At 41.6% G+C, this 14,311-nt stretch carries 17 protein-coding genes and 1 riboswitch; of the genes, 4 read left to right on the top strand and 13 right to left on the bottom strand.

Features of this window, described 5'->3' with window-relative positions; all coding sequences use genetic code 11:
- Window positions 1-7: 7 nt before the first annotated feature.
- Complete coding sequence (gene ubiU / locus LY624_RS02720; RefSeq protein ID WP_341803826.1) at window positions 8-1,000, bottom strand: ubiquinone anaerobic biosynthesis protein UbiU; 993 nt, start codon at window positions 998-1,000, stop codon at window positions 8-10.
- 80 nt (window positions 1,001-1,080) lie between these two features.
- Between ubiU and ubiT the strand changes: the two genes are divergently transcribed.
- Entirely contained in the window at window positions 1,081-1,599 is a 519-nt protein-coding gene (gene ubiT / locus LY624_RS02715; RefSeq protein WP_341803825.1) for a ubiquinone anaerobic biosynthesis accessory factor UbiT, read from the top strand.
- Between the two features lie 39 nt (window positions 1,600-1,638).
- Here ubiT and LY624_RS02710 read toward each other — a convergent pair whose 3' ends face one another.
- Both LY624_RS02710 and LY624_RS02705 read right to left on the bottom strand, forming a co-directional pair.
- Window positions 1,639-2,010 carry a hypothetical protein gene (locus LY624_RS02710; protein WP_062567411.1) on the bottom strand — a complete coding sequence of 124 codons (372 nt, stop codon included), beginning with the start codon at window positions 2,008-2,010 and terminating at the stop codon, window positions 1,639-1,641.
- 71 nt (window positions 2,011-2,081) lie between these two features.
- Window positions 2,082-3,695, bottom strand: a complete 1,614-nt coding sequence (locus tag LY624_RS02705; protein WP_237119706.1) for an MFS transporter — start codon at window positions 3,693-3,695, stop codon at window positions 2,082-2,084.
- Between the two features lie 273 nt (window positions 3,696-3,968).
- Between LY624_RS02705 and narL the strand changes: the two genes are divergently transcribed.
- Genes narL through LY624_RS02690 form a run of 3 tightly spaced genes read left to right on the top strand, consistent with a single transcriptional unit; the run spans window position 3,969 to window position 6,163 of the window.
- Window positions 3,969-4,622, top strand: coding sequence for a two-component system response regulator NarL (gene narL, locus LY624_RS02700; protein ID WP_237119707.1), 654 nt, complete (start codon window positions 3,969-3,971; stop codon window positions 4,620-4,622).
- Window positions 4,622-5,863 (top strand): molybdopterin molybdotransferase MoeA, encoded by a 1,242-nt coding sequence (gene moeA, locus LY624_RS02695; protein WP_341803824.1) that lies wholly within the window; start codon window positions 4,622-4,624, stop codon window positions 5,861-5,863. Before narL ends, moeA begins: the two co-directional genes overlap by 1 nt.
- A gap of 15 nt (window positions 5,864-5,878) precedes the next feature.
- Window positions 5,879-6,163 (top strand): hypothetical protein, encoded by a 285-nt coding sequence (locus LY624_RS02690; RefSeq protein ID WP_341803822.1) that lies wholly within the window; start codon window positions 5,879-5,881, stop codon window positions 6,161-6,163.
- Here LY624_RS02690 and LY624_RS02685 read toward each other — a convergent pair.
- The 10 genes from LY624_RS02685 to LY624_RS02640 all read right to left on the bottom strand — a co-directional run bounded on the left by LY624_RS02685 (window position 6,160) and on the right by LY624_RS02640 (window position 14,192).
- On the bottom strand, window positions 6,160-7,329 hold the full coding sequence (locus tag LY624_RS02685; RefSeq protein ID WP_341803821.1) for an ATP-binding cassette domain-containing protein: 1,170 nt from the start codon (window positions 7,327-7,329) through the stop codon (window positions 6,160-6,162). The genes LY624_RS02690 and LY624_RS02685 overlap by 4 nt on opposite strands.
- Window positions 7,330-7,346: 17 nt before the next feature.
- Complete coding sequence (gene modB, locus LY624_RS02680) at window positions 7,347-8,039, bottom strand: molybdate ABC transporter permease subunit (RefSeq protein WP_341803820.1); 693 nt, start codon at window positions 8,037-8,039, stop codon at window positions 7,347-7,349.
- A gap of 4 nt (window positions 8,040-8,043) precedes the next feature.
- Window positions 8,044-8,796 carry a molybdate ABC transporter substrate-binding protein gene (gene modA, locus LY624_RS02675; protein WP_341803819.1) on the bottom strand — a complete coding sequence of 251 codons (753 nt, stop codon included), beginning with the start codon at window positions 8,794-8,796 and terminating at the stop codon, window positions 8,044-8,046.
- A 10-nt stretch (window positions 8,797-8,806) separates the two neighbouring features.
- On the bottom strand, window positions 8,807-9,256 hold the full coding sequence (locus LY624_RS02670) for a molybdenum cofactor biosynthesis protein MoaE (protein WP_341803818.1): 450 nt from the start codon (window positions 9,254-9,256) through the stop codon (window positions 8,807-8,809).
- Between the two features lie 2 nt (window positions 9,257-9,258).
- Window positions 9,259-9,504, bottom strand: coding sequence for a molybdopterin synthase sulfur carrier subunit (moaD, locus tag LY624_RS02665; RefSeq protein ID WP_341803817.1), 246 nt, complete (start codon window positions 9,502-9,504; stop codon window positions 9,259-9,261).
- Window positions 9,505-9,519: 15 nt separating this feature from the next.
- Window positions 9,520-9,990 carry a cyclic pyranopterin monophosphate synthase MoaC gene (moaC, locus tag LY624_RS02660; protein ID WP_341803816.1) on the bottom strand — a complete coding sequence of 157 codons (471 nt, stop codon included), beginning with the start codon at window positions 9,988-9,990 and terminating at the stop codon, window positions 9,520-9,522.
- A complete protein-coding gene (locus LY624_RS02655; protein ID WP_341803815.1) occupies window positions 9,990-10,541 on the bottom strand; it encodes a molybdenum cofactor synthesis domain-containing protein in 552 nt (183 codons plus the stop codon). The genes moaC and LY624_RS02655 overlap by 1 nt, the downstream gene beginning before the upstream one ends.
- Entirely contained in the window at window positions 10,529-11,101 is a 573-nt protein-coding gene (mobA, locus tag LY624_RS02650; protein ID WP_341803814.1) for a molybdenum cofactor guanylyltransferase, read from the bottom strand. The genes LY624_RS02655 and mobA overlap by 13 nt, the downstream gene beginning before the upstream one ends.
- 1 nt (window position 11,102) lies before the next feature.
- Window positions 11,103-12,074: a GTP 3',8-cyclase MoaA gene (gene moaA, locus LY624_RS02645; protein ID WP_341803813.1), complete on the bottom strand. Its 972-nt coding sequence runs from the start codon at window positions 12,072-12,074 to the stop codon at window positions 11,103-11,105.
- Window positions 12,062-12,193, bottom strand: a riboswitch (molybdenum cofactor riboswitch). Its footprint overlaps the gene before it by 13 nt.
- Before the next feature lie 118 nt (window positions 12,194-12,311).
- Window positions 12,312-14,192: an ATP-binding protein gene (locus tag LY624_RS02640; protein ID WP_341803812.1), complete on the bottom strand. Its 1,881-nt coding sequence runs from the start codon at window positions 14,190-14,192 to the stop codon at window positions 12,312-12,314.
- Window positions 14,193-14,311: the final 119 nt, after the last annotated feature.

The raw sequence follows: 14,311 nt of genomic DNA, 5'->3' as shown, positions 1-14,311 counted from the left end.
GCGACCTCTACTTCCACTTACGGTGGTAAGCACCTAATGTTGTTTGTTGCCCCTCAGATAAATGACCTAATGTTGCCTGCCATTGCGGCTCAATAGAAAAAAGCTGACTGTCTTTTTTTGCTTGATCAATCGCCGCTCGCCATACTTGAGTAACTTGTTCTACATAGGCAGGGCTACGCTGTCTTCCTTCTATTTTTACTGACGCGATATTCATCGCTAACAGCTCTGGTAATAACGACAACGTATTTAAACTAGTCGGCTCTTCCAACGCATGGTACATCTCGTTATTCACAACAAAGCGCCCTTTGCATAAAGTTGGATAGCCTGCTTGTTCGTGCTCAGAAAATTGATCGATTAGCACCCCATTTAAGCGAGACTGCATTCGCTCACCTTCTTGCTGCCAACGCACAAACTTAGCGGGTGAACAAGCCCCCGTCGTATTAGGTGACTCTCCTGTTAAATAAGATGATAAATAACAGCGCCCTTCAGCCATAATACATAAACTACCAAACGCAAATAACTCAAGCTCAATATCTGTGGTTGTCGCAAGCTGTCTCACTTGCTGAATACTCAATACTCGAGGTAAAACAACACGCTTAACACCAAACTGTTTATAAAAATCAATCGCTAGTGCATTTGTTACAGACGCTTGAACACTAACATGAACCTCTTGCTTAGGATGGTAATTCGCAATGAAATCAAGCGCAGCAATATCAGCAACAATTAAGGCATCAACGCCAACAGCAACAGCCTGCTCTATAGCATATTGCCAACGATTAAATTGATTTGGATGGGCAAAGGTATTAATTGCGACATGTAATTTTTTGTGATGTTGATGACAATATTCAGCGGCAGTCCTGAGTTGCTGCTCATTAAAATTAAGGCCAGCAAAATGACGTGCATTTGTATCATCATTTAAGCCAATATAAACAGCATCAGCACCACTATTAATGGCTTTTTTTAATGAGTGTAAATTACCTGCGGGGCAAAGCAGCTCCATACCCACTCCTGATTATTTAAACTAGTGAATAAATTATCAATAATGGTAAGTGAACCAACCTTACAAGGTAATCTACTAATATGATTAGTCTACATGATATTTTGAAGCATAAAGCGCAGCTGTTTTTTACCCCTAAATGGCTAACACGTGTTACTCATATAGCACCTGCTACAAGTATAAATTGGTTAGTAACTCAGCATTTAAATAAGGTGTTTGAAGCACACATTGCAGAAGGAGAATTGGACTTTTTAGCGGATAAACAGTTATGCATAGAGGTAAGTAACCTCCCACTAACCTTATTGATTTCTTTAGAGCCGACGAGCAAAAAATTGCAAGTGTACACGATAAAGCAGGATCAACTCCCAGTAAAAAGCATAAAGTACGATGGAAAACTAACTGGTAGTAGCGACACATTTTTATGCTTAATAAGTGGTAAGCATGATCCCGATACACTGTTCTTTTCTCGTAAGTTAACCATTCAAGGCGATACTGAATTGTGCCTTACCGTTAAAAACTGGCTAGATACTCAAGAGCCACATAATAGTTTACCAACTTGGCTTTTTAACGAACTAACACACTATATCGAAACGCTTCCATAAAAAAGGCAGCAAATTGCTGCCCCTACACATTGAAACCTTTTAACTGCCGACCATTTCAACTAGGTTATCTTCTCTATCTAGGACGATATACATTGCCGTGTTTTTGCCACTTTGAACATCATTTATCATTGACTTCATACTGCTTTCAATCACGCTTTTATCAACATCCGCACTGATACTTGTCACAAATAATAAATCCCATTGATGGTTAATACTATCGGCTTCTAGGCATAAGGTTGAATAGTCGTTTAATTCAGCGGGTAATTTATCGACACACATAACAGGCTCAATAATGCCCTTGTTAACTTCATTCTTCGAACTTTCAATATTCGCCTTGGTAAATAATAGTAATAGCTTAACGGGTTCCGCTTGGTAACGAGCCATAGACAATAATTCTTGAAACTTACTCATATCTGTTCTTTCCTGTAAAAATAAAAAAGAGCCAAAAACCGAAGTTAATGGCTCTAGACAAGTGGAGATCGTTACGGATTGTAAAACTCGCCGTCTTTTCTTAAATAAAACCACCAGTTAATGATCAAACATAGTGCATAAAAAACAGCAAAGCCGATAAGTGCCACTTCAGGTGTTGTAGCCTTAATTTGCTGACCAAAAACCATAGGAATATAAAATGCCCCATAAGCTGCTACAGCTGATGTCCAACCTAATACAGGCCCTGCTTGTTCCTTTGGAAAAACCATAGCAATGGTTCTAAAGGTTGAGCCATTACCAATACCTGTTGCTGCAAAAAGTAATAAAAACAGTACAAAGAACGGCATAAAGAACTCTTCAGGTGTCGCAGACTGATAAGCTGCTTTCATATAATATGCTGCCCCTAATGAAGAACCAACCATTACAACTGAGCATATTTGCGTTACAAGCGCTCCACCCCATTTATCTGCTATCCAACCACCTAAAGGACGGATTAAGGCGCCGATAAAGGGTGCCATCCATGCATACATAAGTGCGCTTGGGCCGTTTGGATTAAGCGTGTTATGCGTCATCACCCCATCAACCATAATATGTTGAAAACCAAATATAACCTTAATAGCCAAAGGAAATGCTGCAGCAAAACCAATGAATGACCCAAATGTCATAGTATAAATAGTACTCATCACCCAAGTGTGTTTATTATTGAAGATTTGATACTGCTTAGTCAGACTTTCACCAATTGCACCTGGCAACATTTTTAATAAAAAGACAGTGATGGCAACAACTAACACCAGCACGAGTTCTTTAGGCACACCAAACCCTGAGCCATTTGCTGACTCAGGCAACATTAACCACAACCCTGCAGCGGCAGTAGCAAGACCAATCATTAACATGATTGAAATCATCATAAATGCACTCAATGGGCTACCTACATTAGGTGAAACCTCTGGTGTGCGGATGTTATTCATACCAAACCAAGTTGCAAAAAATAATGGCACCAAGAGTAATAACCATAAAAAGCCACCATTTTGCGGCCATGTCTCAGAACCAGCTGGAATTTTACCAATCAAGCTACCCGATGTACTGACCAAGGTGACAGGATCGCCACCTAATGCGCCAAAGACCCCATATGTCATAAAAAGAGGAATTAAAATCTGCATGGTAGTTACACCAAAGTTCCCTAACCCTGCATTTAGACCTAATGCTAAGCCCTGTTGTTTTTTAGGAAAAAAGAAGCTGATATTCGACATGGAAGAAGCAAAGTTTCCTCCACCAAAACCTGAAAGAAGCGCCAGTAACTGATACTGCCAAAGCGGGGTCGTTGGGTCTTGTAAAGCAAGGCCTGTAAAAATCGCTGGGATAATCAGCAACGAAGTAGTGAAGAATATTGTATTTCGTCCACCACAAAATCGAATAAAGAAACTACTAGGGATACGTAAAGTAGCTCCCGACAAGCCCGCTATCGCTGTTAATGTGAATAGCTCTTCTGCGCTAAAGTTAAACCCTGCATTCATCATCTGCACGGTTAAAATTCCCCAGTAGAGCCAAACAGCGAAGCCACAAAGTAAACTTGGGATTGAAATCCATAAGTTCCGTTGTGCTATTTTTTTACCTTGGGAATTCCAAAAAGCTTCATTTTCCGGTTCCCATTTGTGTAGTTCAGCCATGTGCTGCTCCTCTCAATCGAATTACATTCACTATGCGCACATAAACTAAACTCAACAATTCACATTGATGGGTAAGCCAAAACTCGTTAAAAATAAAAAGTAACTACCCACTTATAGGTAGCTAGGTAAATAACATATTGTTTATACTAGACAAATCATCTTAACTTATAGGTTATTGGGAGTAACACACTGCCTTTTAGATGAATCAAAAATTGATCCACGCTAATATAAATTATCCCGTCAGCCGATAGGCTTCAGTAAAAGAGTCAGAGTATGAATGCATTAACCAACTCAATATTATTAGTGGATGATCATCCGTTATTACGCAAAGGTTTAAAGCAGCTAATTGATTTAGAAGATGAACTTAGCGTGATAGGTGAAGCCGCAAGTGGTAAAGAAGGACTTCGCTTAGCGATTGAACATGACCCCGATTTAATTATTCTCGATCTCAATATGCAAGGTATGGATGGTCTTGAAACCCTCAAAGCGATGAGAGCAAATGACATCACTTCTCGTATTATTATGCTAACAGTATCTGACAACGACGAAGACGTGCTCACCGCAATTAGCTATGGCGCTGATGGGTACCTGCTCAAGGATATGGATCCTGAAGATATTCTTGAAAAAATAAAACAAGCAGCCATAGGTAAAATGGTATTAAGCGAAAAGCTCACAGGTGTTTTAGCACAAGCTATTCGTAAACCTGATGTATCACAAAAAGCGAATATTCTAAACTCGTTAACCAGCCGTGAATTTGAAATTTTAAAGTTAATTGCCAAAGGTTTATCAAATAAACTGATCGCCCGTGAGTTAGATATCTCTGATGGTACTGTGAAAGTTCATGTTAAACATTTACTAAAAAAATTAAGCTTACGCTCTCGTGTTGAGGCTGCAGTTTGGATGATCAACCAACAAAAAGGATCGTAATGATGAATGCCGTCTTTTCTTTTCAGCAAGCAGGCGATACACTCTTATCAGATAGTCCTTTATTGGTTGGAATTGAAACATTACCCCTATCTTCTGCGCACCGTCGCATTCTTGCCAAACCAATTATCGCCGGCGTTAACGTACCTATTGCAGATAACTCTGCTATGGATGGTTTTGCATTTCGTTTTAGTGATTTAAATGAACACACACATTTAACTATTATTGGCACTGCCTATGCTGGGCACCCATTCAACGGCGAATGGCACTCCGGTTGTTGCATACGCATAATGACCGGTGCGCACATTCCTGCAGGCTTTGATACAGTGATAATGCAAGAGCACGTCACAGTATCTTCTGATCAAACTATCACGTTAAATACAACGCCTATCTTTACACAAAATGTACGTAAACAAGGTGAAGATATCAGTATCGGCAGCCAATTATTTGCGTCAGGACAACGTTTAACAGCCACCGATATCGGTATGCTTGCCTCGCTAGGCATTGCCTCTGTTAGCGTTTATAAACCGCTTAAAGTAGGGGTTATTTCTACGGGAGATGAACTTTTTGAGCCTGGCACACCACTTCCACAAGGGGGAATTTACGATACTAATCGTTACACGATTCAGGCTATTTTAAATAATTTAGGCTTTACGGTGCAGGATTTTGGCATTATTGCTGACGATCCTGACGCGCTAAAATCGGCTTTCGAGGAGGCACTTTCAAATACCGATGTCATTATTACCTCAGGGGGCGTTTCGGTCGGTGATGCTGATCACACAAAAACAGTACTCACAGAACTTGGCCAAATGCAGTTTTGGAAAGTCGCAATAAAGCCAGGTAAACCCTTCGCATATGGTCATTTTAAGTATTTAACACAAGACGGCCACAACAAGCGTTTTATGGGATTACCGGGCAACCCTGTTTCAAGTGTTGTGACATTGCACCAACTCGCTATTCCTGCACTTCGTAAGATGGCTGGTGAAACAGTGTGTACACAGCCCCCTATGCAATTGCCTTTAGCGTGTGGCATCAGTAAAAAACAAGGTCGCGATGAATTTATTCGAGCCACACTAATTGTCAATAACACAGGAACCTATGTTGAGCCTTTAAAAGGACAAGGTTCAGGCATACTCAGTACTTTTGCAAAAAGCCAAGGTTACCTTTTGCTTGATGCTGAAAAAACGCAGTGGCAAAGGGGTGATTTAGTGCCTTTTATTCCGTTTGATTCTGTATTAAATTAGAAACAAAGCCTTACTATGCAAACATGTAAACCTGATCGCGTTAGTGCAATGCAGCAATTAATTGAACAGGTAAAAGTTGAGCTTCCCTTATACGAACCAGATACCTTTTTTTGTGGCACCGATAACTCATGTATCGGCTGCCCTAAAAAACTAATGGAATTAGTTGATACCGAACTATGCTACTGGGAACATCAGCTGCAAATAGGCACAATTCCTAATTTTGACGATATTTCTCGATTCGCGAAGCTCTGCAAAAATGTAAAACGCGGTTTAGTACGAAATAACTTAGTTGATAATTAACTGTGTAATGCGTCTGCTTTACCAATTAAAAACCACGTTTCATTTGGCTTGGGCTGTAGTTGATTAAATGATAAGCGCGTGATCCACACATGCAATGATGCGAGTTTATACATACCTTCTTGTTCGCTATTCACGAGCCTTACTTTCACCAACATACCTTGCTCTTGCCCCATATTAACAGGGTTAAACGCAGTGATCTGCACTTTTAATTGGTTCACAAAACTACTCTCTGATAGTGCTGTTTTTGATAAACCCAGGCGGTTCGCTTTCAGTATTAATGGCTGCACACGCCCTATTTGATGATCTGAATTATGCGCAGCAAAACAGCGCTGTCCGCCAACGTGATACTCTGTTAAGCCCAGTGCAGGAAAGTGAGCATGAACCTGTCCGTAAAACAGAGAAGTAAATTGACTCCCCTGAATGTTTTCACTTGATTGACCCTTTAGTAACTGCTGCTGATAGTGCTCAATACCTTCATCCACAGGGAGCATTTGCCAATGTGTACTATCGTTTCTCGTATGCTGCAATAAGCAACTATCAGCCAATGCTAATACATCATCAAGCTGGTGGCATGCTAACAAAGCAGCACCTTGTACTTTACAAAGGTAGTCTTTTATAACCCCTATACAAGCTTGCTTATTAAATTGATCCAGCCCTGTAAGGGCTTCATCTAATAATAATAAAGGCGCTCCTTTGATCATCGCGAGTAAAAGCGCTACTCGTTGTCGCTGCCCGCCACTTAATTGATGAGCTCGACACGATAGTTTGTCGGTCAGCCCTAAGGGGTCTATCGCCCAACTTATATCAAATGGCTGTGCTTGTTGCTTGGCAACCAACTTTAATAAAGCGGCAATGGTTAGGTGGTCAAATAACAAAGGAGACTGTGTTACGTAGGCGATTCGGCGCTTATGTGCTGGCATACCTAACTGCTGTTGCCCTGTTACTTTTAACCCGCCTGAAGCTGGAGCAACACCCGCAATTGCATTAAACAAACTGCTTTTGCCTGCGCCACTTGGGGCTAACAACACCGTTATTTGCAAGGTCTTAAGCTGACAATAAAGTTGCTGAGAAACAGGCTTCGTACAATTTAGTTCAATATGCGCAACCACAGACTTAGACACACTCTGTAGGTCTGAAATACCAATGCAGTCGCTATTTAATGCCATCACCTGTCTAACCTTGTTTAAAACAAGCGAGTTGGTGTACTTACACGCTGCGTTTGCCTTTGCCACCATTGACATGCAAACACAACGGCAAATGAGAATACCAACATCAGCCCTGCAAGCGTATTTGCAGCCTGAAGATTAAAACTCTCAACATGATCAAATAACGCCAGTGACACAACTTGAGTTTCTCCTGGAATATTGCCACCAATCATTAAAATAACACCAAACTCACCCACTGTATGGGCAAAACTTAGCGTTGCAGCAGTATAAATAGCAGGTTTAATCATAGGTAAAACGAGCCATAAAAACTGCCTCCAAGGCTTAAAACCTAGCAAAGCTGCACTGCTGTATAAGTCATCTGGCAGTTGCTCAAAGGCACTTTGTACAGGTCGAAAAGTAAAGGGTAAACTATAGATCATCGACGCCACTAAAATTCCCGAAAAGCTAAAAACCAACTGCACCCCCACTGTCTGTTGCAGCCATAAGCCAATACCTTGCTGCGGCGAAAATAGCACCAAAAAGTAATACCCAAGTACCGTAGGAGGCAAAACTAAAGGCAAGGTAATTAAGGTTTCGAGAAAAGGTTTTATGGCTCGTTTACTTCGCGCAAGCCAATATGCGCAGGGAATCGTTATAACTAACAACGCCAGCGTAGTTAGCACGGCGAGTTTTAACGTAATAAAGATGGCTTGCAGGTCCCCCTCGTTCATAGCATTACCTATAGCCCATTGATTTTATTAACTGTTGTGCCTTTTCAGTTTGAACAAAATGATAAAACTGACGCGCAAATACTGAGTCATTCACCAATAAAGCATGCTGCTCAATTGGCTGATACCACTCACTGGGGATAGCGATGGCTGTGCCATTATGTAGCTGTTGCATTAGACTTTTTGCAATTAAGCCCAACTGTGCATTTTTACTTTCAACATATTGAAAAGTATGCAAAATTGATCCTCCTGTGACTATTTTTTTCGGCTTGATTTTTAAATGAGCCAATACCTCAACCGCAGCCTGTCCATAAGGTGCATAACGAGGGTTCGCAATAGCCAAAGTGATATGGGGCAAACGTGTCATAACGCCTTCCAAACTGTCATAGCCCTCGGACGAATAAAACACCAATTCGCCAAGCGCATACACCGTGCTTTCAATGCCAAAACCATCGGTTTTTAGTTGTGTAGGTAATCGTGCATCTGCTGAAAAGAATACGTCATAAGGCGCTCCATAACGAAGCTGTGTCGCGAGTGTGCCTGACGAGCCTGTCACAACTTTAACCCGTAAATCAGTTTTAACCTGTGCCTTGAATACTGGCAGCAACTTATCCATAACAGCGACAAAGTTAGCCGAGCAAGCGATCGTTAGCGAAGAGGATGTGTCTTTATCATTGGCGCTTGCTGGCAATACACAACACAATAAAATCAGCACAGTCGCTATCGTGTATATGATTAGTTTATTTGTTAGCCTCTGCATCGTTTCAACCCTATAGCCACTGGGCTGCGGCTATTTGATCTTTATGATTGGCACTCACCCAACGTGTCTGCTCTCCTGCAACGTGCTCTTTTTTCCAAAATGGCGCACGGGCTTTAAGTAAATCAATTAAATACTGTGCAGCTTCAAATGCTGCTTCGCGATGGACACTCGACACTGCCACCAACACAATTTGGTCTGTTAAGCTTAATTTGCCAACACGGTGAATTAGGGTAACTTTTTCCAAGGGCCATAATGACAATGCTTGCTGCTCTAACTGGGTGAGGTATTTCTCTGTCATCGCTGGGTAATGCTCTAGATATAAACTATCAACTTGGTGGCCTTGATTAATGTCACGAACACGGCCCACAAACATAACCACCGCGCCCGACACCGAGTCGTCAGCCAACATAGATTGATACTCTTCATTCATATCGAAATCATGCTCTTGTACACGGATCATCACTAACCTCCAGTAACGGGTGGAAACATAGCAATCTCATCACCAGTGCTGAGCGCTGCATTTTCATCAACTAAGGTTTGATTTACCGCTACTAACACATCCTTATCGAGTAACCAAGTGCGCCAACGTTCATCTCGTTTAGCTAATACTTGGCGTAACTCCCTAACCGACATACCTTGTGCATCGAGTTGTACCGTGTCACAACCTAAACGTTCACGTAACTGTGCAAAAAAAAGTACCTTATTCATATATGCTCCCCTCAATTAACCGGTATAGGTGCCGCGTCTGCCACCACTTTTATAAGTGACACGCATGTTCTGCACTGTCATGCCTTGATCAACCGCTTTACACATATCAATTATGGTAAGTGCTGCAATTGATACTGCAGCCAACGCTTCCATTTCAACTCCTGTTTGCCCAACTAACTTACAATAACTTTGGATATCAACGGCACTGTCTTGGCTGTTAATAAAAAATTCGACCGCCACCTTACTTAATGCCAACGGATGACAAAGAGGGATCAAATCAGCTGTTTTTTTGGCAGCCTGAATACCTGCAATACGCGACACAGCCAATACATCCCCTTTGTTTAATTGATTTTGCTCAATAAGAGCCAACGTTTCTGGTTGCATTACAACGGTTGCGCAAGCACGCGCTTCTCGTACCGTTGCTGATTTATCTGCAACATCAACCATGCTTGCTTGGCCTCTTTTATCTATGTGCGTTAACTGCATTAATTCATCTCCCGAGAGTGGCACTGTTCAACACGATGTGATTTAAGCTGGGCTACAAAATTGCACGCCCCACAGCGCGAATCGAGTTGCTGGCATAAAATCTCATCCCAAGCAGTCGCGCACGCATTTGGGCTGCCTGGCATAGCTACAACTAAAGTTCTATTGGCAAGCCCTGCTAAAGCTCTTGATTGCAGTGATGACGTGCCTATTTGTGAATATGACAAATGCCTGAACAGCTCACCAAAACCAGTCACGGGCATGTCAAATAACACATCGATTGCCGAGGGCGTAATATCGTCAGGTGTAAGACCTGTGCCCCCAGAAATCAGTACTACATCAATATTGTCACTGGCTATCCAAGCAGCGACTTCTGCGCGCACTTTATAAATATTGGCTTTATGCAATTGCCGATTAAGTACATGGTGACCACTGTCTATGACTTTTTGCTGCAACAAATCACCCGCAGTGTCTTGCGCTGGGCCTCGACTATTACTTACCGTTAAAATCGCTATGTTTAATGCTACAAAGCAGCTGCTTTTTACTCGCGCCATGCGTAATCCTTTTGATCAATCAAACAACAAGCATGCGCCCATTGTTGTGGTGTATTAACGTTATATAGTTCACGACTCTCGCCATGTGACTCAAACAATTCAATAACGGCCGCTCCAAGCTCTTCAAGTAACCCCCTGACAGAACGCTGCCCATGCTCTAAACGTTGCTGGGCAATTAAACTCACGCGTTCAAGCCGATTGAGGTAACAAGGCAATACACTGTGTGCAAAGTAACAGGCACAATCTCGTCTGCGCCCTTGATTGATAAGGGCGCGTAAACTTGTTTCAGATAGCAGCGGCATATCGATAGGAATAACAAGCGCATCATCATAATCGGCATGATTCAAACAGGCATGAATACCGGCAACAGGTCCTTGCTGTATAAATTTATCAACGATAAAACCGGTGCTATTTCGACTTACAATGATCTCATCGCAGCCCGCGTCTTTAAGGCAATTAGTCGCACGTATTAATTGCGTTTGACCATTAATTTCAAGCAGCGCCTTATCTTGCCCCATGCGACAAGAAAGGCCCCCAGCCAGAACAATACCCACTAACATACTAACCCCCTAACATAGCCAGTTGTTTGGTCAGCCCTGTTCGTCCCATTTGTAATTGATGGCCTTGCCATTTATATTGAACACTACATAAAAGGTGAGTTGCTAAGCCTTGAACATCCTGATTATCTAACCAAGGCGTTAAATCATCATTTGCTTCACCAAATAAGCACAAATGCAATTTGCCTTCTGCAGAAACACGTAGGCGGTTGCAGCTTACACAAAACGCCTTGCTGTAAGGCATGATCAAGCCAATTTGACCCGCATAGTGAGGGTGAAAAAACTCTTCAGCTGGGCCCGCATCCACCGCTTTGGGGGCTGCTCGCCAACCCGACTGTAAAAGCTGTTGTTTAAGTTGCAGACCTTTTACATGTTGGGCATTGAAATAAGCCTGATTATCACCGGTTTGCATCAGTTCAATGAAACGAAATGTGACAGGCTTATCTTTAATATAATCAAGAAATTGCTGTAATTGGTTGGCATTGTATTGCTTGAGTAAGACCGCGTTTAATTTAACTTTTTTAACACCCAGCTCTAAGGCTTTATCAACACACGCTAGCACTTCATGTAATGAGTCACTGCCGGTGATTTGCGAAAATGTATAAGGATTCAAGCTATCGGCGCTCAGATTTAGGTTTGTTAAACCACTGGCCACTAAACGAGGGAGTTTTTCAAGTAAGCGATAGCCATTAGTGGTCATTGCAACGGTATCAATACCTTGAGTTTCACTGCATGCTGCTACGATATCAGCAAGATCTTTGCGCAAAGTAGGCTCGCCGCCAGTTAGGCGTATTTTTTTAGTACCCGCCATCGCAAAGGCGTTTACCAAGGTGCTAATTTTATCAACACCGAGGGATTTCGGACGAGCATCACACACGTAGCCATCCGGTAAGCAGTAATTACATTTAAAATTACAGACTTCCGTTACTGACAAGCGTAAGTAATTATATTTTCTATCAAAATTATCTTGCAACATCACAGCCTTTCCAAGTCGGGAGGCAAACAAATTTCTTTATTTACCCGGTGGTCACCCACGGTACATTAACCATGCTAAAAACTAGTTTAGGTCGATGTACTTCAGCATCTTGGATACAGCTTAGAGAGTTTGCATATGTATCACCATACAAAAGAGTAGGCAGGCAAGCTACCCACAAATAAGTAAATATCAACTGTAAAGAAGCGATTAATTAACCTTATTCTTGGGCCTTTCTAATTATTGATATGTGTCTTCGCCTCCTTCAGGGTGAAAAGTAAGTTTAACGTGTGTGCCACCCTTTTCTCTTGGTTGTACGGTTAACTCACCACTTAACTGCTTAGCACGCTCTTGCATAATCGCCATCCCATAGTGATTAAGCTTTTCAGAACTTTGGTTAATCCCTACTCCATCATCAGACACTGATAACTCAATTTGACCGTCGGTTAATTGCTGCAGACTAATCCACACGTTTTGCGCATGCGAATGATGAACGGTGTTTTGGCTTGCTTCACGTGTGATCTGTAATAGGTGAATCTCCTCCATGGGTGATAAAGGCACTTGTTTTACTGCAAACTCTAAATGAAACGAAATAGTACTCTGCTCTGCTAGCTGCTCTATGGTTTTTTTAAGAGACGCTTCAAGCCCATCTTCTACCATTTTTAAACGAAACGTGGTCAGTAGCTCTCGCAGTTGTCGATAGGCTGACTCTAACCCCATTTTAAGTTCGTCAATAATCGGCTGCTGTAGTTCATATTGCTGCTTCTCTTGAGCTTTAGATAATCTGGTAACTTGTATTTTTAAATAAGAAAGTGCTTGTGCTAATGAATCATGTAACTCTCTAGCAATCACAGTACGCTCATGCAATAACGTTATTCGGCGGTCTTTATTTTGCTGGTCATCTAAGTTAAGCGATAATGCCACCTGATCGGTTACGGATTGGACAAGCTGAAGCTGCCAAGACTGTTCGTTAAAATCACTCCCGCCTCGAACGACAACAACACCATAATGCTCACTTCCATAAACTAATGGAAAGCGTGTAACCCTTGGTTCATCCACCGACACAAAAGCCGCACTCCCTTCACACCTTTCACAATTTTTCGCAGCACATAAACCGATTTGATCTTGGCTGGGTTTTATTTGCATATAAGGTCTATCACCGCTTGCGGTCATCAAACAAAGTTCAATGTCTGGTACACCTATTAGCTGTGCAAGCTCATCAAAGGTTTGTTGTAAATCATGCTTTTTTTCTCTTGTCTCCAAAAGAACGCGTGCTGTCTTAAATAAAAAGGCGAGTGTTTGATTATTAAGTTCTAACTTTTCAGTTTGCTGCTTTACGCGTAATTCAAGTTGTCCATACATCGATGCTATTGCCTCACACGTATGGTTTAAGGTCGCTCCCATTAAGGCAAGTTCATCATCCCCTTGTAAATCGACATGATGAGTGAAGTTACCTTTGCCGATAGCATAAGCTGCATGCGTCAGCTCAGCCAAAGGCTTTTCAACCCTCAAACTGATTAAATGCAACGTAAACATACCCACCAGTAACGTGATAAACAAGGCGCCGACTTGAATAGTGCGCAGTAATCTAATTTTGCTTTCAGCATCTATTTGTACTGCATAGACAAAATCATCTGCGCTCTCAGCCAAAGCTTTAACGTATAAATTAAACTGTGTTTTGTTTTCGATAGGTAAATTAACTAAGGCGGGTTTTAGAAATGTTTGCCACTGTTCAATGGTTTGCAACCACAATTTATTTAACTGTTCATCATTTTGCAGCTTTTGAAAAATGGGATCTCTGAGTTTTTCTTCAAATATCGCAATACGTTTATCAACTTCCTGCTTATTCCCCTCAAGACCAAACATACCCAACTGATACGATTCCATTCGTAAAGAGCCACTTAAATTAATTGCTTTTGCATCTAAGTCGGCTAATTCTGTAATCCAATACGATGCAAATAAGGTCGTAATAGCAAGACTAATAATCCCAACCAATGACCCTTTGATGTACACCATCACAGAGCCATTAAAGCGATTTTTTAGTTCATTTAGCCGAATACCCACAATGATTACCTGCCTTTTATCAATTACAAAACCATAACGCTTGTATGTTATCAACACCAGTATTTTCACCTAAACAGACGTCAAATTACACTACCTACTTGTGGGTATTCCCTTCTTTTTCATCAACTTAAACACCATTGAGATATTGATCCTCATCAAGTTACTGTAACGCTGAA

The organism is Pseudoalteromonas sp. N1230-9, assembly GCF_032716425.1.
GTDB lineage: Bacteria > Pseudomonadota > Gammaproteobacteria > Enterobacterales > Alteromonadaceae > Pseudoalteromonas.
Note: the sequence above shows the minus strand (reverse complement) of the source record. Positions and strands in the feature narration are given on the sequence as shown.

Bases quoted from the DNA above. Each gene is read 5' to 3' on its own strand.
- moaD (WP_341803817.1), bottom strand. From the start codon at position 9,504: ATGAATAAGGTACTTTTTTTTGCACAGTTACGTGAACGTTTAGGTTGT.
- modB (WP_341803820.1), bottom strand. From the start codon at position 8,039: ATGAACGAGGGGGACCTGCAAGCCATCTTTATTACGTTAAAACTCGCC.
- LY624_RS02710 (WP_062567411.1), bottom strand. From the start codon at position 2,010: ATGAGTAAGTTTCAAGAATTATTGTCTATGGCTCGTTACCAAGCGGAA.
- LY624_RS02655 (WP_341803815.1), bottom strand. From the start codon at position 10,541: ATGGCGCGAGTAAAAAGCAGCTGCTTTGTAGCATTAAACATAGCGATT.
- moaC (WP_341803816.1), bottom strand. From the start codon at position 9,990: ATGCAGTTAACGCACATAGATAAAAGAGGCCAAGCAAGCATGGTTGAT.
- narL (WP_237119707.1), top strand. From the start codon at position 3,969: ATGAATGCATTAACCAACTCAATATTATTAGTGGATGATCATCCGTTA.
- ubiT (WP_341803825.1), top strand. From the start codon at position 1,081: ATGATTAGTCTACATGATATTTTGAAGCATAAAGCGCAGCTGTTTTTT.
- mobA (WP_341803814.1), bottom strand. From the start codon at position 11,101: ATGTTAGTGGGTATTGTTCTGGCTGGGGGCCTTTCTTGTCGCATGGGG.
- modA (WP_341803819.1), bottom strand. From the start codon at position 8,796: ATGCAGAGGCTAACAAATAAACTAATCATATACACGATAGCGACTGTG.
- LY624_RS02705 (WP_237119706.1), bottom strand. From the start codon at position 3,695: ATGGCTGAACTACACAAATGGGAACCGGAAAATGAAGCTTTTTGGAAT.
- LY624_RS02685 (WP_341803821.1), bottom strand. From the start codon at position 7,329: ATGGCATTAAATAGCGACTGCATTGGTATTTCAGACCTACAGAGTGTG.
- ubiU (WP_341803826.1), bottom strand. From the start codon at position 1,000: ATGGAGCTGCTTTGCCCCGCAGGTAATTTACACTCATTAAAAAAAGCC.
- LY624_RS02690 (WP_341803822.1), top strand. From the start codon at position 5,879: ATGCAAACATGTAAACCTGATCGCGTTAGTGCAATGCAGCAATTAATT.
- LY624_RS02670 (WP_341803818.1), bottom strand. From the start codon at position 9,256: ATGATCCGTGTACAAGAGCATGATTTCGATATGAATGAAGAGTATCAA.
- moaA (WP_341803813.1), bottom strand. From the start codon at position 12,074: ATGTTGCAAGATAATTTTGATAGAAAATATAATTACTTACGCTTGTCA.
- moeA (WP_341803824.1), top strand. From the start codon at position 4,622: ATGATGAATGCCGTCTTTTCTTTTCAGCAAGCAGGCGATACACTCTTA.